Origin of the sequence: Micrococcus lylae NBRC 15355 (assembly GCF_001570885.1) — a bacterium.
GTDB classification, from domain to species: domain Bacteria; phylum Actinomycetota; class Actinomycetes; order Actinomycetales; family Micrococcaceae; genus Micrococcus; species Micrococcus lylae.
In genome coordinates, this window is the sequence record NZ_BCSN01000004.1 from 65411 (window position 1) to 88935 (window position 23525).

Genomic DNA, 23525 nt, shown 5'->3' on the forward strand with positions numbered 1-23525 from the left:
ACAGGATAAGGGCGGGCTGTGCACAGCCGGCGCTCACTAGCATGGAGGCATGACCGCCGAGCCCCTCGCCGACCCGCGCCTGCCCGACTATCCCGCCCGCGTCCTGGCCACCCTCGCCGCCGGGGCGGCCGGAGACGCCTACGGCTACACCGTGGAGTTCGACCGCGCCGACGCGATCGTGTCCGCCTGGGGCCCGACGGGCCTCGGGACCCCGGCCGAGCTGCTCGAGCGCCTGGGCGTGGCGCACCTGCCGATCTCCGACGACACGCAGATGACCCTCTTCGTGTCCGACGGCCTGCGCGAGTGGATCGAATGGCAGAACCGCGGACAGATGGCCGACGCCGCCGCCTGCGTCTGGCTGGCCTGCCTGCGCTGGCACCGCACCCAGACCGGCGCCCTGCCACAGGGTGCTCCCCCGGCACAGGACACCTGGCTGGATGCCCGCCGCGAGCTCCACGAGCGCCGCACCCCCGGCAACGCCTGCCTGTCCGGCCTCGCCGAGCCCGGCATGGGCGTGCCCACGGACCCGAAGAACCCGGCCTCCAAGGGGTGCGGCACCATCATGCGCTCGGCGCCCTACGGCATGGTCCCCGGCCTGCCGGACACCCATGTGGCGTCCTTCGCCCGCCAGGGTGCCGTGCTCACCCATGGGCATCCGACCGCCTGGACCTCCGCGGCCGCCTTCGCCCTGATCGTGGACGCGCTCTTCGCCGGCCGCACCCTGGCCGAGGCCGTGGAGACCGGCCGTGCCTGGCTCGCCGCCCAGGGCGAGGACGCAGCCGAGTCCCTCACCGCCCTCGAGCTCGCCCGGCAGCTGGCCGTCACGGCGGAGGGGGACGACGACGGCACGCGCCTGGGTGCCCCGGGGCACCTCCCCGTGGGGCTGGGCGAGGGCTGGGTGGCCGAGGAGGCGCTGGCGATCGCCGTCTACGCCGCACTCGTGGCCGAGCGGACGACGGACACCCCGGCCGCCGCGCTGGCCCTGGCCCTGCGGATCGGCGCGAACCACGACGGCGACTCGGACTCCACCGCCTCCCTGGCCGGGCAGCTGCTCGGCGCCGCCCACGGCATGGCGGTGTTCGGCGTGGAGTCGGCCGACGGGGTCCCGGTGGCGGCGCTGGCCGACGCGGTGCCGGAGTGGATCGCCGAGCGTGACGTGGTGGTCGAGGCCGCCGAACGCTGGGTGGCCGCCACCAGCTGACGACGTCGGCTGTCTTCCGTCAGGAGGCTGCCCGCCTGGCGCCGGCCACCGGTGCCGATGGTCGTCGAGCCCGTGGCGGGCCCGCCGGCATCACCGGGCGGCCGGGGGCCAGTTCCCGCCGAGCATCTGGAGGAATTCGGGCTCGGAGACCAGGGCGATCTGCTGTCCGGCCGCGCGACGGCGCAGCGCGTCGCGGGTCTTGCGGTGGGCCAGGGCCGTGGTGGTGACGCGGTCCGCGCCGCGGGCCGGGGCGCCGGAGCCGTCCGCCTCCCTGGCGGTGAGGACGAGATCCTCGGCGCAGAAGCCGTCCCCGATGACGAGCATGGTGGTGCGCGCGCTGACGCGGGAGGAGGGCTGCGCGCCGAGCGCAGCCGCCCGGTCCTTGGCCTCCTGCCGGGACATGCCGATGCCGCCGGTGAACACCACGACGTGCCCGAACAGGGGGTTCTGCGGGGACGCGTCCGGGTTGGCCGGCGTGTTCACGCCCTCCTCCGGCCAGCGCATGAAGTCCGGCATGGAGCGGTCGGAGCGCAGCGGCACCCGGGCGTCGAAGACGTCCTTCATGTCCCGCGCCTGACGGGTGGGGCGGGACTCGTGCCCCCGGCCGTGGGGGTGGCCGGCGAGACGGCCGACCTCGAGGCCGTGGGCGCCCAGGACGTGGGCGACCGGCACCGGGCCGGCGGCGTCCTGATGGGCACGGCGCCCGACGTCGATCAGGATCGCGGCGCAGGCCTCGGCATCCGCGAGCGCCTCATGGTGGCGGCCGGGCACGAAGCCGGCGGCGCGGCTGGCCGAGGGCAACGCGTAGCTGGGCAGGTCGTAGGCCTTGCGGGCCAGCATGAGCGTGCACGCGTACTCCAGCGGGGGCACGTCCGCATCCGACACCTCGAGGGCGGACTCGATGACGCCGACGTCGAAGCCCGCGTTGTGGGCCACGAGGACGTCCTGGCCGCAGAAGGCCCGCAGGTCCTCGAACACCTCGGCGAAGCGCGGCTGACGGGCGACCTGCTCCGCGGTGATGCCATGGATCCTCACGTTGCGGGGGTCGAAGCGGTCGAAGCCCAGCGGCGGCCGCATCATCCAGGAGGCGCGGTCCACCATCGCCCCGTCCCGCACGCGGACGACTCCCACGGAGCAGGGCGAGCCGCGGAAGCCGTTGGCGGTCTCGAAGTCGATCGCCGTGAAGTCCAGCCCGGGCACGGGCGCGGAGGACGACGGGGCGCTCATGTGGTGTGCTCCTCCTGGGCACGCAGGGCCTCGACGAGGGCCGGCAGCAGCGCGGTGAACGCCTCGCCGCGGTGGCTGATGGCGTTCTTCTCCTCCGCGGACAGCTGTGCGGTGGACACCTGCCGACCCTCGGGCTGGAGGATCGGGTCATAGCCGAAGCCGCCGTCGCCCACCGGCGCGGTGAGCAGGGTGCCGCGCAGGTGCCCCTCGGCGACGGTCTCGAAGACGATCTCACGGGCCCCGTCGGCGCCGGCCGGGCCCGGCACGGCGAGCGCGGCGCAGCAGACGAACCCCGCGCCGCGGTGCTCGGCCGGCACGTCCGCGAGCTGGTCCAGCAGCAGGCGGAGGTTCGCGGCGTCGTCCCCGTGGCGGCCTGCCCACCGGGCCGAGAAGATCCCCGGGGCGCCCCCGAGGACGTCGACGGACAGTCCGGAGTCGTCCGCCACGGCGATGAGGCCGGAGGCCGAGGCCACCGCGCGGGCCTTCTTCAGGGCGTTCGCGGAGAACGTCACGCCGTCCTCGACCACGTCCGGGGCGTCGACGGCCGCGGCGTCCACCACGGCGGCCTCCACATCCAGCTCCGGCATGGCGGCGGCGAGCATCTGGCGCAGCTCGCGGACCTTGCCGGCGTTGCGGGTGGCCAGGACCAGGCGGGCTCCCGAGGGGACGCCGTGCTCCGTCCCGGCGGGGGCGGTTCGGCTCATGCCCGCTCCCCGCGGAGGGTCTCGGCCTGGATCTGCGCCAGCTCGGCGGTGCCGGACAGGGCCAGGTCCAGGAGGGTGTCCAGCTCCTCACGGCGGAACGGGGCGCCTTCGGCGGTGCCCTGGACCTCCACGAAGTCGCCGGAGCCGGTGACCACCACGTTCATGTCCGTCTCCGCCTTGACGTCCTCGACGTAGGGCAGGTCCAGCACGGGCACGCCGTCCACGATGCCCACGGAGATCGCGGAGACCGAGTCCTTGAGGACCTTCGCCTCGCGCTTGACGTGGCCCTCGCGGCGGGCCCACTCGACGGCTTCGACGAGCGCGACGTAGGCGCCGGTGATGCTGGCGGTGCGGGTGCCGCCGTCTGCGTCCAGCACGTCACAGTCCAGGACGATCGTGTTCTCGCCGAGGGCGTCCATGTCGATCACGGCGCGCAGGGAGCGGCCGATGAGCCGCGAGATCTCGTGCGTGCGGCCGCCGATCTTGCCCTTGATGGACTCGCGGGTGCTGCGGGAGTCCGTGGCGCGCGGGAGCATCGCGTACTCCGCGGTGACCCAGCCGGTCCCCTCGCCCTTGAGCCAGCGGGGCACACCCTCGGTGAAGGAGGCGGTGCAGAGGACACGGGTGTTCCCGAACTCGATCAGGGCCGACCCCTCGGCCTGCCGGGACCAGCCCCGGGTGATGGTGATGGGGCGCAGCTCGTCGACGGCGCGTCCGTCCGGGCGGGTGTGGTTCTGGTCAGCAGCGGTCATGCCCACCAGTCTAGGACTCGCCTCAGACGCGGTAGCTCATGCCGGAGACGGCCACGGTGAGGGGTCCGTCATAGGCCTGCGCGGCCTCGGACACGGCCCGCTGGGGGTCGTTCCACACCGGAAGGTGCGTCAGCAGCAGACGCCTGGCGCGGGCACGGGCGGCCATACGCCCGGCGCGCAGGCCGGTGAGGTGCACGCCCTCGATCGCGTCGTCGCGGCCCTCGTGGAACGCGGCCTCGCAGAGGAACAGGTCGGCGTCGCGGGCGGCCTCGACGAGGCCGTCGCACTCGTCGGTGTCCCCCGAGTAGGTGAGCACGCGGGTGGTGGCGGAGCCGTCCGCGTCCGTCTCGTCCACCTCGATGCGCAGGGCGTAGGCCTCGTCGATGGGGTGGCGCACCGGGTGGGGCGTGATGCGGAACGGGCCAAGCCGGGCCGGCGTCAGCGGCTCCCACGTGGTGAAGTCGAAGTCCGGGTGCATGCCGGGCTCCGGGTCCATGCCGTAGGCCACGGCGATGCGCTCGGCGGTGCCGGTCGGGCCCAGCACCGGGACACGCCCGCGGTGCCAGCCGTCCGGGTTCCAGCGCACCGCCACGTGCAGGCCGCACAGGTCCATGAAGTGGTCCGGGTGCAGGTGGGACAGGCAGACACCGTCCAGGTCCTCCAGCATGATGTAGCGCTGCAGGGTGCCCAGGGAGCCGTTGCCCATGTCCAGCAGGATGCGCCACGTCTTCGGGGTGACGCCGTCCTCGGCCACGCCGTCCGCAGTGACGAGGTAGCAGGAGGCGGGCGACCCCGGGCCGGGGAACGACCCGCTGGCTCCGATGATGGTCAGCTTCATGCGGTGGGCTCCTCCCTCGTGACCGGCGGCCGGCGTCGGCTGCGCTCGATCATCTCGGGCGTGATCTGGGCGAGGACCCCGGTGGGGTACCGCTCACGGACGGTGTCGATGTGCTGGACGGCCCCGACCTCGGGGCCGAGGAAGCGGCGGGCCAGCGTCTGGAACTGCTCGGGGTCGCCGGTCGCCATGAAGCGGTGGTCCACGGCCTGGGCGGCGCCGGCCGCGGAGTGCGGGTGCCCGAGCCCGTGCTGGACGAGGGCACGGTACAGGTCCTTGGCCGTCTCCTCGGCCGAGGAGACCAGGGTGACGTCCTCCCCCATCACGAGGGACAGCACGCCGGTCAGCAGCGGGTAGTGGGTGCAGCCGAGCACCATCGTGTCCACGCCGGCGGCCTTGAGCGGGGCGACGTACTCCTCAGCGGTCTCGATGAGCTCGGGGCCGGCGGTGATGCCGGCCTCCACGAACTCCACGAAGCGCGGGCACGCCGAGGAGACGACCTCCAGGTGCGGCGCGGCGGAGAAGGAGTCCTCGTAGGCGCGGGAGCCCACGGTGGCCTGGGTCCCGATCACGCCGATGCGCCCGTTGCGGGTGGCCGCCACGGCGCGGCGCACGGCGGGCTGGATGACCTCCACCACGGGGATCCCGTAGCGGCCGGTGTAGCGTTCGCGGGCATCCCGGAGCACGGCCGCCGAGGCCGAGTTGCAGGCGATCACCAGCGCCTTCACCCCCGCCTCCACGAGCTCGTCCATGATGCCGAGCGCCAGCGCCCGGACCTGGGCGATCGGACGGGGACCGTACGGGGCGTGCTCGGTGTCGCCGACGTAGATCAGCGGCTCGTGGGGCAGCTGGTCCATGATCGCGCGGGCCACGGTCAGCCCGCCCACGCCGGAGTCGAAGATGCCGATCGGCGCGGCGGCGGTGGGCCCGGCGGAGGCGGCGTTCATCGGATGTCCTCTCCGGCGTCCGGATCCTCGGCGCCGGGCACGTCCTCGCGGCCGTCCTCGGGCAGGCCGCGCAGCATCTGGTCCATGAGGCTCTCGAGCAGCCACGAGGTGAAGTTGTACAGCAGCGCCATGGCGGACTGCTCGTCCGCGGCGTGCTTCCAGTCGTCCACGGAGTGCACGCGGGCGGCGGACTGCGCGTCCGTGATCCCGAGCCGGGCGGAGAGCACGAGCCTGACATCGTTGAGGGCGCGGCTGAAGGCCAGGGCCTCGGCGTCGTCCAGGCGCAGCTCGGTGGAGCGCAGCAGCTCGCGGGCACGCTCGGCGTCGGCGAGCTTCGCGTCGATCAGCAGGTCCTCGGCGTCCGCGCGGTGCTCGGCGTCCCGCTGGGCGTCTGCGGCGGCCTTCCCGGGGTCGTCCGCGCCGGTCCCGGACGGCGAGCCGAAGCTCGGCGGCAGCAGGCGCAGCAGCGCCGGATCGGCAGGGGCCTGGCGGGTGGCGGCGCCGAGACTGAGGCCGGAGACCAGCGACCAGAAGGCGCCGTCCGCACCGGAGCCGTCCGTCGGCTCGTCCCCGGTCTGCTCCGACGAGGAGGCGTCCTCCGAGGCGGAGTCGGCGGCCGTCGTCGTGCCCTCGTCCGGGCGGCCCGGCACAGGCGCCGTGGACGCGGCGTCCCGGGCGGGGGCGGCGGAGTCCTCGGCCGCGTCGTCGCGACGGCCGCTCAGCAGCGTCGCCACATCCTTGAACAGGCCGCGCAGCAGGCGCGCCTCGGCAGGCTCCAGACGCGCCCGATAGCCGCGCCGTGTCCAGCGGAATCCCTCGGCCACGGTCTCAGCCCTCCGCCTCTTCGAGGGTGGCCCACAGCCCGAAGCCATGCATGGCGCTGACGTGACGCTCGGCCGTCTCGCGGCCAGCGCGCGCCACCACGGCGCGGCCGTTCTCATGGACCTGCATCATCAGGGAGTGCGCCTTCGCTGCCGAGTAGCCGAAGTGGCTGCGGAAGACGAAGGCCACATAGCTCATCAGGTTCACGGGGTCGTCCCAGACGACCACGTTCCACGGACGGTCCGCGAGCGCGGCCGGATCCGGGCGCTCCAGCAGGGCGGTGTCGGCGGCGCCACGGGGGCCGGGGACACCGGATTCCGTCATCGACATGGGCTCCATCCTACTCGCCGTGTTCCCGGGGACGGGGGCGGAACGGACCGTGGAGCCTGCCACACCGTGGCATAGGGTGGCTCACGTGAACCACACCGACCTCCACCAGGACACCGCGCAGCGCGAGCCGTGGCACACCACCACGGCCCTGATGACGGACCACTACGAGCTGACCATGCTGCAGGCCGCCCTGAAGGCCGGCACCGCCCAGCGCAGGAGCCGGTTCGAGCTGTTCACCCGCCGCCTCGCCGACGGCCGCCGCTACGGCGTGGTGGCCGGCACCGGCCGCATCCTCGAGGGCCTGTCCCGCTTCCGCTTCGGCACCGCCGAACTGGACCATCTGGCGGACACGAAGGTGGTGGACGATGCGACCCTCCAATGGCTGGCCGACTTCCGGTTCTCCGGCACGATCATCGGCTACGCCGAGGGCGAGGCCTACTTCCCGCACTCGCCGATCCTGCAGGTCGAGTCCACGTTCGCTGAGGCCTGCATCCTCGAGACGTTCCTGCTCTCGGTGATGAACTACGACTCCGCCGTGGCCTCCGCCGCCTCCCGCATGACCGCGGTGGCCGGTGGCCGCCCGTGCATCGAGATGGGCTCGCGCCGCACCCACGAGGAGTCCGCCGTGGCCGCCGCCCGCGCCGCGGTGATCGCGGGCTTCGCCTCGACCTCCAACCTGGAGGCGGCCCGCCGCTACGGGCTCAGCACCGGCGGCACCGCCGCCCACTCCTTCACCCTGCTGCACGACTCCGAGCGCGCGGCCTTCGAGGCGCAGGTGGCCGCCCTCGGCGCGGACACCACCCTGCTCGTGGACACCTATGACGTGGAGCAGGGCGTCCGCACCGCCGTGGACGTGGCGGGCAGGGCTCTGAAGAACGTCCGGCTCGACTCCGGCGACCTCGTCTCCCAGACCCACTCCGTCCGCGAGCTGCTGGACGGGCTGGGCAACACGGAGACCGGCATCATGGTCACCTCGGACCTGGACGAGTATGCGATCGCCCACCTGCGCTCCGCCCCGGTGGACTCGTACGGCGTGGGCACCCGCCTGGTCACCGGCTCCGGGGCGCCGACCGCCGCGATGGTCTACAAGCTCGTGGCCCGCCAGAACGACGACGGCGCATGGGTGGACGTGGCCAAGGCTTCCAAGGGCAAGGCCTCCCTTGGCGGCCGCAAGGACGCCGCCCGCCGCCGGGACACCCGCGGCCGCGCCGTCGCCGAGCTGGTGGGCGTCAACCGCTCGCCGGAGGCCGACGCGGACGACCGCCCGCTGCTGCACGAGTTCGTGGTGGACGGCGAGCTGCAGGCGGGCTGGACCGGCACCGAGGCCGTCACCCGTGCCGCCGAACGCCACCGGGCCTCCCTCGCCGAGCTGCCCGCCTCGGTGGGACGCCTGCAGGCGGGCGAGCCCGCCATCCCCACCCTGTTCCAGGAATTCTGAGGAGGACCGCCATGACCGAGCTGACCCGCGCCCTGGTGATCGTGGACGTCCAGAACGACTTCTGTGAGGGCGGATCCCTTGCGACCGCCGACGGCGCCGACGTGGCCGCCGCGATCACCGAGCACCTGGCCGACCGCCGCGACGAGTACGACGTGGTGGTGGCCACCCGCGACTGGCACGTGGACCCGGCAGAGCACTTCGCCGCCGCCGGCGAAGAGCCGGACTTCTCCGTGTCCTGGCCCGTGCACTGCGTGGCCGGCACGGCCGGCGCCGAGCTGCACGCAGACCTGGACATGGAGGAGGTCCGCCCGGACGCCCAGTTCCTCAAGGGCCTGCACTCGGCCTCCTACTCCGGCTTCGACGGCCAGCTCGGCGAGCCGGACGAGGTCCGCTCCGGTGAGGGCGCCGCAGCCGGCGTGGGCCCCTACGGCGCCACCCGCGCCGCGGCGGACGCCGTGGAGCCGGGCGCCGAGACGCTCGACGAGTGGCTCCGCTCCCAGGACGTGGAGGCCCTCACCGTGGTGGGCATCGCCACGGACCACTGTGTGAAGGCGACGGTGCTGGACGGCATCGAGAACGGCTACGAGGTCACCGTGCTGACCGACCTGGTGGCCGGCGTGGCCGAGGACACCGCCGAGGCCGCGCTCGAGGAGATGAAGGACGCCGGGGCGATCCTGACGACCTCGTGACCCCGTTCGGCCCCGCCCTGCCCGTGCGGAGGGTGTCCGAGCACGCCCTCGGAGGGCGTCTGTACCGCTCGGCGTGGCCGGCGACCGTCCCCGCCGTCGCCCAGGTGCTGGACGAGGGACTGGACCTGTCCCCGGCGACCGTGCTGGTCGGCCCGAACGGTGCCGGCAAGTCCACACTGGTCGAGGCGATCGCCGCGGCCGCAGGGCTGAACCCGGAGGGCGGCACCCACCACGTCCGCCACTCCACCCGTGTCACCGAGTCCCCGCTGGCCGAGCACCTGCAGCTCACCCGCGGCGCCGGGGCCCCGCGCGGCGGCGTGTTCCTGCGTGCCGAGGCCATGCACGGGCTGTTCACGCACCTGGAGGGCGTCTCGCTCGGCTCCCGCCTGCACGAGATGAGCCACGGCGAGTCCTTCCTCGCCTTCTGCCGCGAGCGGGCCGGGGTGCGCGGGCTCTGGGTCCTGGACGAGCCCGAGTCCGCGCTGTCCTTCGAGAACTGCCTCGCGCTCACCGCCTTCCTCCTGGAGCGGGTGGAGCGGGGCTGCCAGGTGCTGCTGTCCACGCACTCCCCCGTGCTCGCCGCCCTGCCCGGCGCCCGGATCCTCGAGGCCGGGGAGCACGGCCTGCGCGAGACCCGCTGGGAGGAGTGGGAGACCGTGGACCACTGGCGGCGCTTCCTCGCCGGCCCCGAGCGGTACCTGCGCCACCTCTGACGGGCTCGGCCGCCGAGGCCACGATCCGGCGCACCGGTGACGGACGTCATACCGTGCGGCATGATGGAGCCACCGCACCCCGGCGAGGATGCCGGGGGCGGCGCCCGACGCAGACGAGAAGAGAAGCCATGACCGACTCCCCCAGCACCCAGTCCTCCGCCGCCGCGGACCAGGACGGCGTCCGCTACGTCTCCGGCGCCGTCCCGGCCGCCGACGACGTCCGCGCCCTCTACGACAGCGTGCAGTGGTCCGCCTACACGCAGGACATGGACACGCTCATGGGCGGTCTGCAGGGCTCGGCCGCCGTGGTCACCGCCTTCGACGGCGGTCGCCTGGTGGGTCTGGCCCGGGTGGTCTCGGACGGCCACACCATCGCCTATCTGCAGGACATCCTCGTCGCCCCGGGGCACCAGCGCCGCGGCATCGCCTCCGAGCTGCTGCGCCGTGTCTTCGCCCCGTTCGGCCAGGTCCGCCAGCATGTGCTGATCACGGACACCGAACAGCGGCAGCGCGCCTTCTACGAGTCCCACGGCTTCCGCGAGTCCCGGGACGTGGAGGGCGGCGAGCTGCGTGCCTTCGTGCGCGTGACGCCCCAGGGCGGCTGAGCCGCCGGCTGCTCCACGCCGCTGCACGACGACGGCCACGCACCCCAAGGTGCGTGGCCGTCGGTCTGTGTAGGGCAGGGGCCCGGCGGTCGGCCCAGGCCTCAACCGGATGCCGCCGACCCTGCGCGCCGGTCGCGGGGAGGTCACCGAGCCGTTCGGCCTCGTGCGGGCCGGGCTTCATGGCACGCAGGGCGTTGACGATGGCCACGACGTCCACCAGCTCCTGGAACAGTGCACCCACGAGGGCCGGGATGGCGCCCGTGGCGGCGATCAGCATCAGCCCCAGGGAGAGCACGATGCCCACCCAGATCGACTGCTTCGCCACCTGGAGGGTGCGCTGGCCGGTGGACACGGCGACGGCGACCTTGGAGACGTCGTCGGCGAGCAGCACCACGTCGGCGGACTCGGAGGCGGCGGTCGACCCGCGGGCGCCCATGGCGACGCCCACGTCCGCGGCGGCGAGCACGGGGACGTCGTTGACGCCGTCGCCGACCATCATCACCGGGCGCTCCGGGCGCTCGGAGAGCAGGCGGACCTTGTCCGCAGGCAGCAGGTCCGCGTGGACCTCGTCGATGCCGGCCTCGCCGGCGATGTGCCGTCCGGTGGCCTCGGCGTCACCGGTGAGCATGAGGACCTTGCCGGTGCCGAGGCGGTGCAGCGCCTGCACGGTGGCGGCGGACTCGGGGCGGATGCGGTCGGCCAGCAGCAGCACGCCCGCGAAGGCCCCGTCCACGGCCACGTAGACGGCGGACTGGCCGGCGGCGAGGTCCGCGGCGACGGTGTCCGGCGCGGCCTCGGTGACGTAGGCGCGCTTGCCGACGACGACCCGGCGTCCCTCGAGCACCGCCACGACGCCGTTCGTCGCCTCCTCCGTGGCGTCCTGCGACGACGTCAGGGACAGCCCGCGCTCCTCGGCCGCGGCCCGGATGGCGTCGGCGAGCACGTGGACCGAGTACTGCTCGGCCGAGGCGGCCAGGCGCAGCAGCTCGTCCTCGGCGAAGCCGGCGGCCGGGCGCACACCGACCAGCTCGGGGCGGCCGGCAGTGAGCGTGCCGGTCTTGTCGAACCCCACGGTCTGCACGGAGCCGAGGGCCTCGATGGTCCCGCCCGACTTCACGATCACACCGGACTTGGCGGCACGGGACATGCCACCGAGGAAGGCCACTGGGGCCGCGATCAGGAGCGGGCACGGGGTGGCCACCACGAGCACCTCGGCGAAGCGCACCGGGTCCTGGGACAGCCACCAGGCCAGGCCTGCGATGAGGTAGGCGACGGCGGTGAACGGCACGGCGTAGCGATCGGCCAGGCGCACCATCGGGGCGCGTGACTCGGCCGCCTGCTTCACGAGGGAGACGATGGCCGCGTACTGCGAGTCCGCGGCGGAGGCGGTCGCCTCGAGCACGAAGGCACGGGTGCCGTTGAGCGCGCCGGACATCACGGACGAGCCGGGGCGGTGTGTGACCGGCAGGGACTCGCCGGTCAGCGAGGACTCGTCCAGGTCCACGGCGATCTCGCCGCCGTCCTCGGCGGAGGCCACGGTGCCGTCCACGGGCAGGACCTCCGCGGGGCGGACCAACAGGCGGTCCCCGGGGCGCACCTGCTCCACGGGGACGTCCTCCACGGAGCCGTCCGGGCGGAGGCGGTGGGCGTGCTGCGGGGCGCGGTCCAGCAGGGCGGACAGGTCGCGCCGGGCCCGGCCGGCCGCGTAGTCCTCGAGGGCCTCTCCGCCGGTGAGCATCAGGCAGACCAGCACGGCGGCGAGGTACTCCCCCACCAGCACGGTGGCGACGATCGCGGTGACGGCGAGGATGTCCACGCCCCAGTGCCCGCGCATGAGGTCCTTGACCATGCCGACCGAGGTCCAGGCCGCCACCACGAGCGCATACGCCGAGGCGATCCAGCGGGCGGGGTCCTCCGCCCCGGCCAGGTGCAGGCCGAGGGTGAGGACGAAGACGATGACGGTGGCCACCACCCAGGGGTAGTGGCGGACGATGCCGGTGATGCGCTGCATGGCTGCGGGGCCTCCTTGCTCCTGTGGCCCCCATCGTCGCCCAGCAGGCGCCCCGGTGCCACGCAGGTGAGGCATGCCTGTCCCGCCTCCGTTCAGCGCCGACACGGGCCGGCCCCGACCGGAGGCGACGACGGCCGCCCGTGGTGGGCGGCCGTCGTCGTCAAGCCAGCAGGGGGCGGCTCAGGTGCGGCCGACGAACCAGCCGCGCAGGGTCTCCAGACGCTTCTCCAGCTGCGCCTGGGTCGCCTGGGCGACCGCCGGGCCGCCGCTGATCTCACGCAGGCGGTTGTGGATCACCCCGTGCGGGGTGGCGGTGCGGGCCGCCCAGGCCGAGACCGTCTTGGACAGCTCGGAGCGCAGCTCCTTCAGCCGCCGGTGGTCCACCACCTCCTGCGGAGGGGCCGCCGTGGCCTTCGGCTTGCGCTTGAGCTGCTCGGCCTGGCGGGCGCGCAGCAGCTCGGACACCTGGTCCGCGTCCAACAGGCCCGGGATGCCGAGGAAGTCGAGCTCCTCCTCCGAGCCCACGGCGCCGCCGAGGCCGAACTCGCCGCCGTCGAAGAGGACCTTGTCGAAGCTGGCCTGGGACTCCATCGCCTGGAACTGTTGGCGGTTCAGGGTGTCCGAGGCGGACTCGGCGCGGTTGGCCTCGGCGAGCAGGTCCTCCTCCGGAGCCTCGGCGAGATCCTCGATCTCCACCTCCTGGCCGGTCTTGCGGTCAAGGGCGTGGTCGCGCTCCACCTCCATCTCGTTGGCCAGCAGCATCAGATGCGGCACGGACGGCAGGAACACGGAGGCCACCTCGCCGCGCCTGCGGGAGCGCACGAAGCGGCCCACGGCCTGGGCGAAGAACAGCGGGGTGGAGGTGTTGGTGGCGTAGACGCCCACGCACAGGCGGGGCACGTCTACGCCCTCGGACACCATGCGCACGGCCACCATCCAGCGCTCATCCGACGCGGAGAAGGACTCGATGCGGTCCGAGGCGCCCTTGTCGTCCGAGAGGATCACCGCGGGCCTCTGACCGGTCAGCGCCTCCAGCTGGGCGGCGTAGGCACGCGCGTCCTCGTGGTCCGAGGCGATCACCAGGCCGCCGGCGTCCGGGACGTTGCGCCGCACCTCGGTGAGACGGCGGTCCGCGGCGCGCAGCACGGCCGGGATCCACTCGCCCTCCGGGTTCAGCGCGGTGCGCCAGGCCGAGTTGGTGATGTCCTTCGAGGCGGCCTCGCCGAGCTGGGCCTCCATCACGTCCCCGGTGGAGGTCTTCCAGCGCATCTGGCCCGAGTAGGCCATGAAGATCACCGGGCGCACCACGTGGTCCCGCAGCGCGGGGCCGTAGCCGTAGGTGTAGTCCGCCTTGGAGCGGGCGATGCCGTCCGCACCCTCGGCGTACTCCACGAACGGGATGGTCGCGGTGTCCGAACGGAACGGGGTGCCGGTCAGGGCGAGGCGCCGGGTGGCGGGCTCGAAGGCCTCCCGGATGCCGTCGCCCCAGCTCAGGGCATCGCCGCCGTGGTGGATCTCGTCCAGGATCACCAGGGTCTTGGCGGCCTCGGTGCGGTTGCGGTGCAGGATCGGCTTGTTCGCCACCTGGGCGTAGGTGAGCGCGACGCCGCGGTACTCCGCACCGTGGCGACCGTCCGCGTTCTTGAAGTTCGGGTCGATCGCCAGGCCCACACGGGCGGCGTTGTCCGCCCACTGCCGCTTCAGGTGGTCCGTGGGCGCGACGACGGTCAGGCGCTGCACGGCGCCGGAGTCCATGAGGATCTTCGCCACGCGCAGGGCGAAGGTGGTCTTGCCGGCGCCGGGGGTGGCGACGGCGAGGAAGTCACGGGGTGAGGCGGCGAGGTACTTCTCCAGGGCCTCCTGCTGCCACTGGCGCAGCTTCGGCGCCGTGCCCCAGGCCGCCCTCTCGGGCATGGCCGGGGGCAGGTCCTCGCCGACGTGGAACAGTGCCGCGGGATCCTGACGATCAGACATGCGTGCCGCTGATCAGCCCTTGTTCCTGCCGAACCAGCCGCGCTTGCCGCCGCCCGAGCCGCCGTCGCCGCCGTCCTGCGGGTCACGCAGGCCGTCGTAGACCTCCTTGCACTGCGGGCAGACCGGGAACTTGTTCGGGTCGCGACCCGGCACCCACACCTTGCCGCAGAGCGCGATCACGGGCTCGCCGGTCATGGCGGACTCCATGATCTTCTCCTTGCGGACGTAGTGCGCGAAGCGCTCGTGGTCGCCCGGCTCGATCAGCTGCTCCTGCTCCTGACGTTCGAGCACGGAGGTGCCGCCGCCGGAGGTGGACAGCGGATCGTTCTGGTTCGGTTCGCCGGGGAGAGTCATGCCGGACATTCTACGACCCCGCCGGAGGTGGACACCGCCCGTGTGGAACGTGGGTCCCCCGCGCCGCCCGGGCTGCGTGCAGTGCGCGCTCAGAACCGCGCCACCGTCTGATAGGTCTCCGCAGCGGTGCGGTCCAGCCAACGCCCGCCCAGGCGCACGCCGAGCAGGAGCACTCCCCCACCCCAGAGCAGGCCCACAGCGAGGGTGACCGCGCCCCACAGCGCCGTCATGCCCAGGAGCAGGTAGGCGACCACGCACGCGGTGATCGGCAGGGTGATCAGCAGGGACAGCAGCAGCGAGGCCATCTGCACCACCACGGTCCGCATGCCGGCACCCTGCGGCGTGGCGAACGGTGAGTCGCCGGGCTTGGGCACGGCGTAGACCAGGCGCGCCGAGAGCAGGCTGGCCATGCCGGTGACGCAGGCCAGCGTACCGACCGAGGCGCCGAGCACCACGGCCAGGTGGTCCCACATCCCGTAGAGCGCCACGGAGCCCACCGCGCCCAACAGCGTGGCCGGGACGCCGAGGACGCCCATGCCCAGCACGCGGCCCCAGCGGTCGTCCGCGCCGCGCACACCGGCGGTGACGTGGTGGTGGAAGGCGGTGTGGTCGTAGGCGATGTCCGCCGAGACCGCCACGCCCATGGTCCAGGCGATCATCGGGCCGAGCAGCAGCATCGTGGGGATCAGCGGTCCGCTCCCGACGTCGCCCCGGCTGCCGAGGAACCACAGGAGCACGGCGAACAGGGGCACCACCACCAGCGTGGCGGAGTAGCGCGGGTCCGTGAACCAGTAGCGCTGGCACCGGGCGGCGATCGCCGTGACGGGGCCGGTGGCCGGACGGCCGATCCAGCGCAGCGGCCGCTCCCGGGCCGTCGCGTCACCGGAGGAGGCACGACGACGGCCGCCCACCTCCGCCACGGGCTCCACCGTGCGCTGCAGGCCCCACGCCCACAGGGCGACGGCGGCGGCCAGCCAGGCCAGGCCGACCGCCAGGTGGACGGCGGCCGTCAGGTGGGCGCCCGACGCCGCGGCGCCGGCGGCGGCGCCGGCGGCCCCGAACGGGGTCCAGGCGAGCACCGCGGCGACCGGCTCGGCCAGCGCCACGAGCTGGTCGAAGGAGTCGACGATCCGGTTCAGGACCACGCCGCCGAGCATCAGCGGGATGAAGACCAGGACGGAGACGATGTCCCGGATGCGCCGTTGCCCGGTGTAGGAGGACAGGACGGCGGTGACGCCGTAGGCCAGGGCGAGCGCGGTGGCCGCGGTGAGGACGCCGCCGGCCAGGCCCCAGGGCAGGGCGGCCGGGTGGTCCCGCCAGGAGACGCCCACGGCGAGCGCGAAGACGAGGGTCAGCACACCCTGCGGCGTGGTGAGCGTGCCCACGAGCAGACCGGTGACCAGCGGCAGGCGGCGGATCGGGTAGGGCTGGAAGCTGCGCGGGTCCAGGGTGGCGTCCACGCCCGTGATGAACGGGGCGACCAGCGACCAGCCGAGCACCAGGCCCGCGCAGAACAGGGTGGTCACGGCGGCGCGGAGGGCCATCGACTCCGGCGCGGGGGCGAAGACCACGGCCGCGGAGGCCAGCAGGGTGAGGCCTCCGAAGTAGAGCACTCCGATGATGCTGAACACGAACGTGGCGGTGGAGCGGCGCCAGCCGGACACCATCAGGGCCCAGCGCAGGCGCACGAGGATGCCGACCGCCCGGCCGAGGCCGATCTCGGGGGCGCGACGGCCGTCCGGGCCGAGGGAGCGTGCTGCCGTGCCCGAGCCGGCCCGGCCGGCCGCTGCGTCCGGTGCTGCAGGCACGCCGTCGGTACGGTCGGTGCCGGTCACAGCCATGCCAGCCCCTCGCCGGCGTGGCGGCCACCGACGAGCTCGACGAACCGCTCCTCCAGGTCCTGGCCGCCTCGGACCTCGTCCACGGTGCCGGAGGCGACGAGCCTGCCCTCGGCGATGACGGCCACATGCGAGCACATGCGCTGCACCAGGTCCATGACGTGGCTGGAGACGATCACGGTGCCGCCGCGCTCCACGTAGCTGTGCAGGATGTCCCGGATGTTCGCGGCGGAGACCGGGTCCACGGCCTCGAACGGCTCGTCCAGCACCAGCACGTCCGGGGCATGGACCATGGCCGCGGCCAGCAGCACCTTCTTTGTCATGCCGGCCGAGTAGTCCACCACGGGCTTGCGGCCGGCGTCGGCCAGATCCATGACCCGCAGCAGGTCTGCCGTGCGTGCGGCCACCACGTCCGCGTCCAGACCGTGGAGCAGCCCGGCGTAGGTGACCAGCTGGGCGCCGGAGAGGCGATCGAAGGTGCGCACACCGTCCGCGAGCACACCGACGCGGGACTTGGCCTCGCGCGGCCGCTGCCAGACGTCCACCCCGTGGATCCAGGCCCGGCCGTGGTCCGGCCGCAGCAGGCCGGTGGCCATGGACAGGGCGGTCGTCTTGCCGGCGCCGTTCGGGCCGACGACGCCGAAGAACGAGCCGGCGGGCACGTCCAGGTCGAGACCCTGCAGGGCGAGGCGGTCGCCGAAGCGCTTGGTCAGCGCTCGGGCGACGAGGGCGAAGTCCGGGTCCGGGGCGTTCTCTGCTCGCATGGCGTCCACGCTAGCGGGCGCACAGCCTCCGCCGACTCCGTCTCAGGACGGAGATCAGGGTGTTCACCGGAGCCTCGCCTCCCCGTCGTCTCGGCCCCGCCGGGCACGATGACGGCCGCCCGCCTCGGCAGGCCGACGGCCGTCGTCGGGAAGCCGGCTCCGTGAGGAGCCGACGGGCTCAGAAGAGCGCGGAGGCGAGCTTGCGGCGGGAGGCCTGGACGCGCGGGTCGTCCGATCCGACCACGGTGTAGAGGTCCACCAGGTGCGCGCGGGCCGGCTCGCGGTCCTCGCCGGGGTGCAGGGCGATGAAGCGGACCAGGCGTTGGAAGGCGTCCTCCACATGGCCGCCGAGCAGGTCCAGGTCCGCGACGGCGGCCTGGGCGGCCACGTCGTCCGGATTCTCCGCGCCGGCCTGGCGCACGGCCGCGGCGTCCATGTCCGCGGTGCGGCGCATGAGCTTCGCGGAGGCCAGGCCCTGCTGGGCGGCGGTGTCCGCAGGGTTGTCATTGAGGGCCTTCTCCCAGGCGCCCACGGCGGCCTCCCAGTCGCCGGCGGCCAAAGCCTCCTGGGCCTGACGATGCAGCGGCGGCACCGGCGTCGCGGAGGCCTGCTGCCCGGCGCCGGCGCGGGCCGGGGCCACGGGCGGAACCTGGCCGGAGACGCCGTTCTGCCGCGCCACCTGCTGGATCTCCCCGACGAGCTTCTCCAGCGCGTCGGCCGGCAGGACCTGGTTGGCCAACGGCACCGGCTGGCCGGCCACCAGGGCCAGGACGGCCGGGCCGGCCTGCATGCCGAACGCCTGCAGCAGCTGGGGCTCGGCCGTGACGTCCACACGTCCCATGACGAGGCGACCGGCCTGGCCGTCCACCGCGTCCGCGAACTGCGTGTGCAGCTGCTCCGAGGTCTCGTCCCCCGGCACGTGCAGCAGCACGACCACCGGCACCTGGGCGGACAGCTGCACGAGCTGCTGCAGCACCTGCTGGTCGGCCTGCTCGATCACCCACGAGCCCTCCGATGCGGCATCTGCGGCGGCGGGCGACGACGTCCCCGGGGCGGAGGCGCCCGGCCCACCGCCGGGCGCCGTGCCCGGAGCGGCCAGGGAGGACAGGTCGACGGCGCCGCGCAGGCGGTCTGCGCCGGACGGCTGCTCGGCGTGCGGGATGCTCATGGCGGAGCGGGTCCTTTCATCAGGGAGCGGGGTCATCAGGGGGGCGGGGTCATCAGAGTGCGGAGTCTCCGCCGCCTGTGCCGACGGTCGCGGACCTCCGGCAGGCTCAGACGGCTATGGAGTCCCACGGTAGCGCCGTGCCCCGGCGCTGCCGAGAGACGCGAGGGCGGATTCGCCGACAGCGTGCACGGCGGGTCGGGGCACCGTCCGGCATCCTGGGGCCGGGTGAGACCCGGTGTGGTCCGGGCCACCGGCTGGCGTACCCTGACCGCGTGGACGAACAGCACCAGCGCAGCGGATCCGAGGTCCCGACGGCCGCCGAGGCACAGACCCGAGCCGCGACGGAACGACAGGACGGCCGACGGGCCTCCCGAGCCGTGCGTGCGGCCCGGCGCGGAGGCACCCTGCGCCGCCTCGGCCGCCGGCTCCCCCGCCCCCGCCGCATGGAGTTCACGGTCGACGACGTGCCGGAGCCGGCCACGGAGCCCGGCGGCGTCACCGCGCAGGCGGGCGCCGACGTCGTGACCGGCCGTGCGGATGCCCCGGGCGAGCGCGTGGGAGACGGGGCACCGGCCGTCGTCCTCCGTGCCCCGGTCACCTCCGGCTTCCTGCTCACGGCCGGGGTCGGCCTGGCGCTGCTGATCTTCTGGATGCTCTCGGCCAACTGGGAGCTCATCGTCTGGATCCTGGCCGCGCTGTTCATCGCGCTGGGCCTGGACCCGATCGTGCGGAAGATCGAGTCCTGGGGCGCCCCGCGCCCGGTCGGCGTGCTCGCGGCCGTCCTCGGACTGGCCGGACTGGCCGCCGCGTTCCTGTCGCTGCTGGTGCCGACGGTGGTGGAGCAGTCCGCAGAGTTCGTCAACGCCGTGCCGCAGATCGTGGAGGACGTCATGGGCTCGGCGATCTTCCACGACCTGGATCGAGAGTTCCAGATCCGCGACGCCGTGGACAGCCAGGTGGAGAAGCTCGTCCAGGACCAGAACGCCTGGAGCCAGGTCTTCGGAGGGCTCGTGGGACTGGGGCAGTTCCTGATCAACACGGCGTTCTCCACGCTCGTGGTGCTCGTGCTGACCCTGTACTTCCTGGCCTCGCTGCCGGCCATGAAGTACTGGCTCTACCGCCTGGCGCCGCGTTCGCGCCGCGTCCGCGTGGAATACCTGGCGGAGAAGATCACCTCCTCCGTGGGCCACTACGTCATGGGCCAGTCCTTCGTGGCCCTGCTCAACGGCACGGTGGCCTTCGTGGCGATGTCGATCGCCGGCACACCCTATGCCGCGCTGCTGGCGTTCTTCGCCGGCATGACGGCGTTCATCCCGCTGGTGGGCGCCATGATCGGCGGTCTCATCATCACGGGCATCTGCCTGACCGTGGACTGGCAGACCGCGGCCCTCTTCGCCGCCATCTACTTCGTCTACCTGCAGATCGAGGCCTACGTGGTCTCCCCCAGGGTCATGGCCCGTGCCGTCGCCGTGCCGGCCTCCATGGCCGTGATCGCCGTGATCGCCGGAGGCACGCTGCTCGGCGTGCTGGGAGCCCTCATGGCGATCCCGACCGCCGCCGCCGTCATGATCCTGGTGCGGGAGGTGTACATCCCGCGCCAGGACCGTCGCTGAGGCGCCGGGCGCAGCCGCTCGGCGCCGGGCGAGGAGACGCTGTAACGGCCCCGTCTCAACGCGAGTGACGCGTCCGCCAGCAGACCGGATGCCAGTGGCGGCGTTCCGCCCCGGCGTCCTCGTCCCCCATGATCCAGTCACTGCGCCAGGCCACCAGGTGTGCGGCCCCCTGCGGGATCCGACGCCCACAGCCCGGACAGGTGTAGTCCTTCACCGCACGCCAAGCCGGGACCTGCCGCACATGCCAGCCCCCGTCCGATCCCGTCTGGTGGCTGTAGCCGGTGTCCAGGCCCAGCAGCTCCTCAAGCCGATCCGCGCGGCCGGGGCCGACGGGATTCCGGCCGCCGGGCGGGCGCGCACGGGAGGAGCCGCCGCGACGGCGGCGCTGCGGGGAACGGGGCATGGCTCCATGCTCGCACACACCCGGCGTGAGGCCCGGCGTGAGGCCCGGAGCGAGGCCCGGAGCGAGGCCGGCGCGAAGCCCGGCATGCAGCCAGACGTGAGGCCCGGAGTGAGGCCCGGAGTGAGGCCCGGAGCGAGGCCGGCGCGAAGCTCGGCATGCAGCCCGACGTGAGGCCCGGCGCAGCCGCGCTCTCCCACTACACTGGCCGGGTGCGTCTCGTCATTGCCCGCTGCTCCGTGACCTACGAGGGCCGTCTCAACGCCCACCTGCCCACCGCGACCCGCCTGCTCATGGTGAAGGCCGACGGCTCGGTGCTGGTGCACTCCGACGGCGGCTCCTACAAGCCCCTGAACTGGATGAGCCCTCCGGCGACCCTCCACGTGGAGGAACCGACCGCGGACCAGGCCGCTCAGGGCATCGAGGAGGTCTGGCGGGTACAGGCGAAGAAGAGCGACGACCGCCTGGTGGTCCTGCTCGAACAGATCCACTCGGACACCCATCACGACCTGGGCGTGGACCCCGGACTCGTGAAGGACGGCGTCGAGGCGGACCTGCAGCGCCTGCTCGCCGAACAGATCACCACGCTCGGCGAGGGCTGGACCCTGGTCCGCCGCGAGTACATGACGGCGATCGGCCCCGTGGACATCCTGGCCCGTGACGGCGAGGGCGCGACCGTGGCCGTGGAGCTGAAACGCCGAGGAGACATCGACGGGGTGGAGCAGCTCACCCGCTACCTCGAGCTGATGAACCGCGATCCTCTGCTCGCCCCGGTGACGGGCGTGTTCGCCGCTCAGCAGATCAAGCCGCAGGCACGGACACTCGCGGAGGACCGCGGCATCCGCTGCGTGACCCTGGACTACGACGCCATGCGCGGCGTGGACGACGCCGAGGCCCGCCTGTTCTGACGCCGCTGCGGCCCGGAGCCGTGCACGTGAGAGAGCCCGTCCACCACGCAGACCTGATCGCTCCGTGCCGCAGATCTGCGGCGCCGGGAGGGCGAGGCGCCGCTCAGAGGCGGCCGGAGTTCCACCAGGGCTGGACCGCCTGGGACGGGCCGGCCTCGATCCAGGCGCGCAGGCCGGAGGCGTCGGCGGGGTCCAGGTCCAGCGTGAAGCTCGCCGTGGAGTCGGTGACCCGCACGCGCACGGCGGTCTCCGGAAGGTCGTCGGCATGCACCCGTTCCAGGTCCATGCCGCAGCGCTGGGCCGACCAGGCGGGCCGCACCTTGCAGGAGTAGCTGCGGAACAGCCGCAGGGTGTCGTCGTCGTACTGTCCGACGACGCGGTGACGCCGGCCCCGGCGGTCCGTGCCGACGGCGGGGAAGGTCCCCGGAGACGCCATGAGGGCCCGGTGCCGGATCAGCCACATGGCCAGCAGGATCGCTCCTGCCGCCACTGCGGCGATCACCAGCACCGGGCCCTTCATGCGTTCGGATCCCAGCGGGTGAGCGGGTCAGTCCTGCTTCCCAGAGCCCATGCGGGCGCTGGTGGCAGCGATGACGACCTGGTCGTTGTCCACGGAGAAGAATCCACCGGTGGCGTGGGCCGTCACCGTGGAGCCGTCCGTGGTGCGGAGCACGACCTCACCGTCGCCGAGCACGGCGAGCAGCGGGGTGTGGCCGGGCAGGATGCCGATCTCACCGTCGATCGTCCGTGCGGACACCGCAGAGGCGGTGCCGTTCCACACGGAGCGCTCCTCGGAGACGATCTCCACCTTCAGCTCTGCCATGACGATCAGCCCTCAGCCTGGATCTTGGCCCACTCGCGCTCGACGTCGTCCATGCCGCCGACGTTGTAGAAGGCCTGCTCGGCGATGTGGTCGACGTCGCCGTCGCAGATGGCCTTGAAGCCCTCGACGGTGTCCTTGATCGGCACGGTCGAGCCCTCGACACCGGTGAACTGCTTCGCGGTGTAGGTGTTCTGCGAGAGGAACTGCTCGATCTTGCGGGCGCGCGCCACGGTGATCTTGTCCTCCTCGCCGAGCTCGTCGACGCCGAGGATCGCGATGATGTCCTGCAGCTCCTTGTTCTTCTGCAGGATCTGCTTCACGCGGATCGCGGTGTCGTAGTGGTCCTGGCCCACGTACTGCGGGTCGAGGATGCGCGAGGTCGATGCCAGCGGATCCACGGCCGGGTACAGGCCACGCGAGGCGAGGTCACGGGTCAGGTTGGTGGTGGCGTCCAGGTGGGCGAACACGTTGGCCGGGGCGGGGTCGGTGTAGTCGTCCGCCGGGACGTAGACCGCCTGCATCGAGGTGATGGAGTGGCCGCGAGTCGAGGTGATGCGCTCCTGCAGCACACCCATCTCGTCCGCCAGGTTCGGCTGGTAGCCCACCGCGGAGGGCATGCGGCCCAGCAGGGTGGAGACCTCGGAGCCGGCCTGGGAGAAGCGGAAGATGTTGTCGATGAACAGCAGCACGTCCTGGTTCTGCACATCGCGGAAGTACTCCGCCATGGTCAGCGCGGACAGGGCCACGCGCAGACGGGTTCCCGGCGGCTCGTCCATCTGGCCGAACACCAGGGCGGTGTCCTTGAGCACGTCGGCCTCGTCCATCTCGACCCAGAGGTCGTTGCCCTCACGGGTGCGCTCGCCGACGCCGGCGAACACAGAGGTGCCGCCGAAGTTGCGGGCCACACGGGTGATCATCTCCTGGATGAGCACGGTCTTGCCCACACCCGCACCGCCGAACAGGCCGATCTTGCCGCCCTTGATGTAGGGGGTCAGCAGGTCGATCACCTTGATGCCGGTCTCCAGCATCTCGGTGGAGCCCTCCAGGGCGGCGAAGGACGGGGCGGCACGGTGGATCGGCCAGCGCTCGGTCACGTCGAGCGAGTCGATCGGGGTGTCCAGGGTCTCGCCCAGCACGTTGAACAGGTGGCCCTTGACCACGTCGCCGACCGGCACGGAGATCGGTGCGCCCGAGTCGGTGACCTGGGCGCCGCGGACGAGGCCGTCGGTGGACTGCAGGGAGATCGCGCGGACCATGTTGTCGCCCAGGTGCTGGGCGACCTCGAAGGTCACGACGCGGGTCTGGCCGTTGAGGGTCAGCTCAGCGGTCAGCGCGTTGTAGATCTCCGGCATGGCGTTGGCGGGGAACTCGGCATCGATCACCGGACCGATGACGCGGGCGACGCGCCC

Annotated in this window: 24 protein-coding genes; 7 read left to right on the plus strand and 17 right to left on the minus strand. The window is 73.1% G+C overall.

Features of this window, described 5'->3' with window-relative positions; all coding sequences use genetic code 11:
* Positions 1–49 precede the first annotated feature (49 nt).
* Positions 50–1201, plus strand: a complete 1152-nt coding sequence (locus MLY01S_RS02020) for an ADP-ribosylglycohydrolase family protein (protein WP_067188811.1) — start codon at positions 50–52, stop codon at positions 1199–1201.
* A 90-nt stretch (positions 1202–1291) separates the two neighbouring features.
* On the opposite strand, the gene MLY01S_RS02025 is transcribed toward MLY01S_RS02020, so the two are convergent.
* Genes MLY01S_RS02025 through clpS form a run of 7 tightly spaced genes read right to left on the minus strand, consistent with a single transcriptional unit; the run spans position 1292 to position 6812 of the window.
* Positions 1292–2428 (minus strand): 3'-5' exonuclease, encoded by a 1137-nt coding sequence (locus tag MLY01S_RS02025; RefSeq protein WP_067188813.1) that lies wholly within the window; start codon positions 2426–2428, stop codon positions 1292–1294.
* The gene (locus tag MLY01S_RS02030) at positions 2425–3132 is read right to left on the minus strand and encodes a non-canonical purine NTP pyrophosphatase (protein WP_067188815.1); all 708 of its coding nucleotides are present in this window, start codon (positions 3130–3132) and stop codon (positions 2425–2427) included. Before MLY01S_RS02030 ends, MLY01S_RS02025 begins: the two co-directional genes overlap by 4 nt.
* Complete coding sequence (gene rph, locus MLY01S_RS02035) at positions 3129–3884, minus strand: ribonuclease PH (protein ID WP_067188817.1); 756 nt, start codon at positions 3882–3884, stop codon at positions 3129–3131. Before rph ends, MLY01S_RS02030 begins: the two co-directional genes overlap by 4 nt.
* A 22-nt stretch (positions 3885–3906) precedes the next feature.
* Positions 3907–4722, minus strand: a complete 816-nt coding sequence (locus MLY01S_RS02040; protein WP_067188819.1) for an MBL fold metallo-hydrolase — start codon at positions 4720–4722, stop codon at positions 3907–3909.
* Positions 4719–5666 carry a glutamate racemase gene (murI, locus tag MLY01S_RS02045; RefSeq protein WP_067188821.1) on the minus strand — a complete coding sequence of 316 codons (948 nt, stop codon included), beginning with the start codon at positions 5664–5666 and terminating at the stop codon, positions 4719–4721. The genes MLY01S_RS02040 and murI overlap by 4 nt, the downstream gene beginning before the upstream one ends.
* On the minus strand, positions 5663–6490 hold the full coding sequence (locus MLY01S_RS02050) for a DUF2017 family protein (protein ID WP_067188823.1): 828 nt from the start codon (positions 6488–6490) through the stop codon (positions 5663–5665). Before MLY01S_RS02050 ends, murI begins: the two co-directional genes overlap by 4 nt.
* Positions 6491–6494: 4 nt before the next feature.
* Entirely contained in the window at positions 6495–6812 is a 318-nt protein-coding gene (clpS, locus tag MLY01S_RS02055) for an ATP-dependent Clp protease adapter ClpS (RefSeq protein ID WP_067188861.1), read from the minus strand.
* Between the two features lie 91 nt (positions 6813–6903).
* Here clpS and MLY01S_RS02060 point away from each other — a divergent pair, with 91 nt between their 5' ends.
* The 4 genes from MLY01S_RS02060 (at position 6904) to MLY01S_RS02075 (ending at position 10263) form a co-directional block, all read left to right on the plus strand.
* Positions 6904–8256 carry a nicotinate phosphoribosyltransferase gene (locus tag MLY01S_RS02060; protein WP_255217996.1) on the plus strand — a complete coding sequence of 451 codons (1353 nt, stop codon included), beginning with the start codon at positions 6904–6906 and terminating at the stop codon, positions 8254–8256.
* A gap of 11 nt (positions 8257–8267) precedes the next feature.
* The gene (locus tag MLY01S_RS02065) at positions 8268–8945 is read left to right on the plus strand and encodes an isochorismatase family protein (RefSeq protein ID WP_067188825.1); all 678 of its coding nucleotides are present in this window, start codon (positions 8268–8270) and stop codon (positions 8943–8945) included.
* Entirely contained in the window at positions 8942–9658 is a 717-nt protein-coding gene (locus MLY01S_RS02070; protein WP_067188827.1) for an AAA family ATPase, read from the plus strand. Before MLY01S_RS02065 ends, MLY01S_RS02070 begins: the two co-directional genes overlap by 4 nt.
* Positions 9659–9786: 128 nt before the next feature.
* The gene (locus MLY01S_RS02075; protein ID WP_067188829.1) at positions 9787–10263 is read left to right on the plus strand and encodes a GNAT family N-acetyltransferase; all 477 of its coding nucleotides are present in this window, start codon (positions 9787–9789) and stop codon (positions 10261–10263) included.
* Here MLY01S_RS02075 and MLY01S_RS02080 read toward each other — a convergent pair.
* From MLY01S_RS02080 to MLY01S_RS02105, 6 genes are all read right to left on the minus strand, one after another.
* Entirely contained in the window at positions 10145–12274 is a 2130-nt protein-coding gene (locus MLY01S_RS02080) for a heavy metal translocating P-type ATPase (protein ID WP_245232032.1), read from the minus strand. The genes MLY01S_RS02075 and MLY01S_RS02080 overlap by 119 nt on opposite strands.
* A gap of 180 nt (positions 12275–12454) precedes the next feature.
* Positions 12455–14248 (minus strand): DEAD/DEAH box helicase, encoded by a 1794-nt coding sequence (locus MLY01S_RS02085; protein ID WP_067188831.1) that lies wholly within the window; start codon positions 14246–14248, stop codon positions 12455–12457.
* Between the two features lie 12 nt (positions 14249–14260).
* Entirely contained in the window at positions 14261–14602 is a 342-nt protein-coding gene (locus MLY01S_RS02090) for a DUF3039 domain-containing protein (protein WP_067188833.1), read from the minus strand.
* 89 nt (positions 14603–14691) lie between these two features.
* A complete protein-coding gene (locus MLY01S_RS02095) occupies positions 14692–16443 on the minus strand; it encodes a Tat (twin-arginine translocation) pathway signal sequence (protein ID WP_245232031.1) in 1752 nt (583 codons plus the stop codon).
* Positions 16434–17204: an ABC transporter ATP-binding protein gene (locus MLY01S_RS02100; RefSeq protein ID WP_067188835.1), complete on the minus strand. Its 771-nt coding sequence runs from the start codon at positions 17202–17204 to the stop codon at positions 16434–16436. Before MLY01S_RS02100 ends, MLY01S_RS02095 begins: the two co-directional genes overlap by 10 nt.
* Before the next feature lie 178 nt (positions 17205–17382).
* Positions 17383–18372 (minus strand): co-chaperone YbbN, encoded by a 990-nt coding sequence (locus tag MLY01S_RS02105; RefSeq protein ID WP_067188837.1) that lies wholly within the window; start codon positions 18370–18372, stop codon positions 17383–17385.
* Positions 18373–18644: 272 nt separating this feature from the next.
* On the opposite strand from MLY01S_RS02105, the gene MLY01S_RS02110 reads away from it, so the two are divergent.
* Positions 18645–19985 (plus strand): AI-2E family transporter, encoded by a 1341-nt coding sequence (locus MLY01S_RS02110; RefSeq protein WP_245232030.1) that lies wholly within the window; start codon positions 18645–18647, stop codon positions 19983–19985.
* Positions 19986–20040: 55 nt separating this feature from the next.
* Here the strand turns inward: MLY01S_RS02110 and MLY01S_RS02115 are convergent, their stop codons facing one another.
* Positions 20041–20388, minus strand: coding sequence for an Rv1322 family protein (locus MLY01S_RS02115; protein ID WP_067188840.1), 348 nt, complete (start codon positions 20386–20388; stop codon positions 20041–20043).
* A 209-nt stretch (positions 20389–20597) separates the two neighbouring features.
* Here MLY01S_RS02115 and nucS point away from each other — a divergent pair, with 209 nt between their 5' ends.
* Complete coding sequence (gene nucS / locus MLY01S_RS02120) at positions 20598–21293, plus strand: endonuclease NucS (RefSeq protein WP_067188867.1); 696 nt, start codon at positions 20598–20600, stop codon at positions 21291–21293.
* Between the two features lie 103 nt (positions 21294–21396).
* Here the strand turns inward: nucS and MLY01S_RS02125 are convergent, their stop codons facing one another.
* The 3 genes from MLY01S_RS02125 to atpD form a co-directional block, all read right to left on the minus strand.
* On the minus strand, positions 21397–21813 hold the full coding sequence (locus MLY01S_RS02125) for a DUF2550 family protein (RefSeq protein ID WP_067188841.1): 417 nt from the start codon (positions 21811–21813) through the stop codon (positions 21397–21399).
* Between the two features lie 27 nt (positions 21814–21840).
* Positions 21841–22116, minus strand: a complete 276-nt coding sequence (locus MLY01S_RS02130) for a F0F1 ATP synthase subunit epsilon (protein ID WP_067188842.1) — start codon at positions 22114–22116, stop codon at positions 21841–21843.
* A gap of 5 nt (positions 22117–22121) precedes the next feature.
* The coding region (gene atpD, locus MLY01S_RS02135; RefSeq protein WP_067188869.1) for a F0F1 ATP synthase subunit beta at positions 22122–23525 on the minus strand (1404 nt) is incomplete at its 5' end.

What these genes read in the sequence shown, in the direction of transcription:
- MLY01S_RS02020 (WP_067188811.1), top strand. Translation starts at nt 50, where the DNA reads ATGACCGCCGAGCCCCTCGCCGACCCGCGCCTGCCCGACTATCCCGCC.
- MLY01S_RS02025 (WP_067188813.1), bottom strand. Translation starts at nt 2,428, where the DNA reads ATGAGCGCCCCGTCGTCCTCCGCGCCCGTGCCCGGGCTGGACTTCACG.
- MLY01S_RS02030 (WP_067188815.1), bottom strand. Translation starts at nt 3,132, where the DNA reads ATGAGCCGAACCGCCCCCGCCGGGACGGAGCACGGCGTCCCCTCGGGA.
- rph (WP_067188817.1), bottom strand. Translation starts at nt 3,884, where the DNA reads ATGACCGCTGCTGACCAGAACCACACCCGCCCGGACGGACGCGCCGTC.
- MLY01S_RS02040 (WP_067188819.1), bottom strand. Translation starts at nt 4,722, where the DNA reads ATGAAGCTGACCATCATCGGAGCCAGCGGGTCGTTCCCCGGCCCGGGG.
- murI (WP_067188821.1), bottom strand. Translation starts at nt 5,666, where the DNA reads ATGAACGCCGCCTCCGCCGGGCCCACCGCCGCCGCGCCGATCGGCATC.
- clpS (WP_067188861.1), bottom strand. Translation starts at nt 6,812, where the DNA reads ATGACGGAATCCGGTGTCCCCGGCCCCCGTGGCGCCGCCGACACCGCC.
- MLY01S_RS02065 (WP_067188825.1), top strand. Translation starts at nt 8,268, where the DNA reads ATGACCGAGCTGACCCGCGCCCTGGTGATCGTGGACGTCCAGAACGAC.
- MLY01S_RS02075 (WP_067188829.1), top strand. Translation starts at nt 9,787, where the DNA reads ATGACCGACTCCCCCAGCACCCAGTCCTCCGCCGCCGCGGACCAGGAC.
- MLY01S_RS02080 (WP_245232032.1), bottom strand. Translation starts at nt 12,274, where the DNA reads ATGCAGCGCATCACCGGCATCGTCCGCCACTACCCCTGGGTGGTGGCC.
- MLY01S_RS02085 (WP_067188831.1), bottom strand. Translation starts at nt 14,248, where the DNA reads ATGTCTGATCGTCAGGATCCCGCGGCACTGTTCCACGTCGGCGAGGAC.
- MLY01S_RS02090 (WP_067188833.1), bottom strand. Translation starts at nt 14,602, where the DNA reads ATGACTCTCCCCGGCGAACCGAACCAGAACGATCCGCTGTCCACCTCC.
- MLY01S_RS02095 (WP_245232031.1), bottom strand. Translation starts at nt 16,443, where the DNA reads ATGGCTGTGACCGGCACCGACCGTACCGACGGCGTGCCTGCAGCACCG.
- MLY01S_RS02100 (WP_067188835.1), bottom strand. Translation starts at nt 17,204, where the DNA reads ATGCGAGCAGAGAACGCCCCGGACCCGGACTTCGCCCTCGTCGCCCGA.
- MLY01S_RS02105 (WP_067188837.1), bottom strand. Translation starts at nt 18,372, where the DNA reads ATGAGCATCCCGCACGCCGAGCAGCCGTCCGGCGCAGACCGCCTGCGC.
- MLY01S_RS02115 (WP_067188840.1), bottom strand. Translation starts at nt 20,388, where the DNA reads ATGCCCCGTTCCCCGCAGCGCCGCCGTCGCGGCGGCTCCTCCCGTGCG.
- MLY01S_RS02125 (WP_067188841.1), bottom strand. Translation starts at nt 21,813, where the DNA reads ATGAAGGGCCCGGTGCTGGTGATCGCCGCAGTGGCGGCAGGAGCGATC.
- MLY01S_RS02130 (WP_067188842.1), bottom strand. Translation starts at nt 22,116, where the DNA reads ATGGCAGAGCTGAAGGTGGAGATCGTCTCCGAGGAGCGCTCCGTGTGG.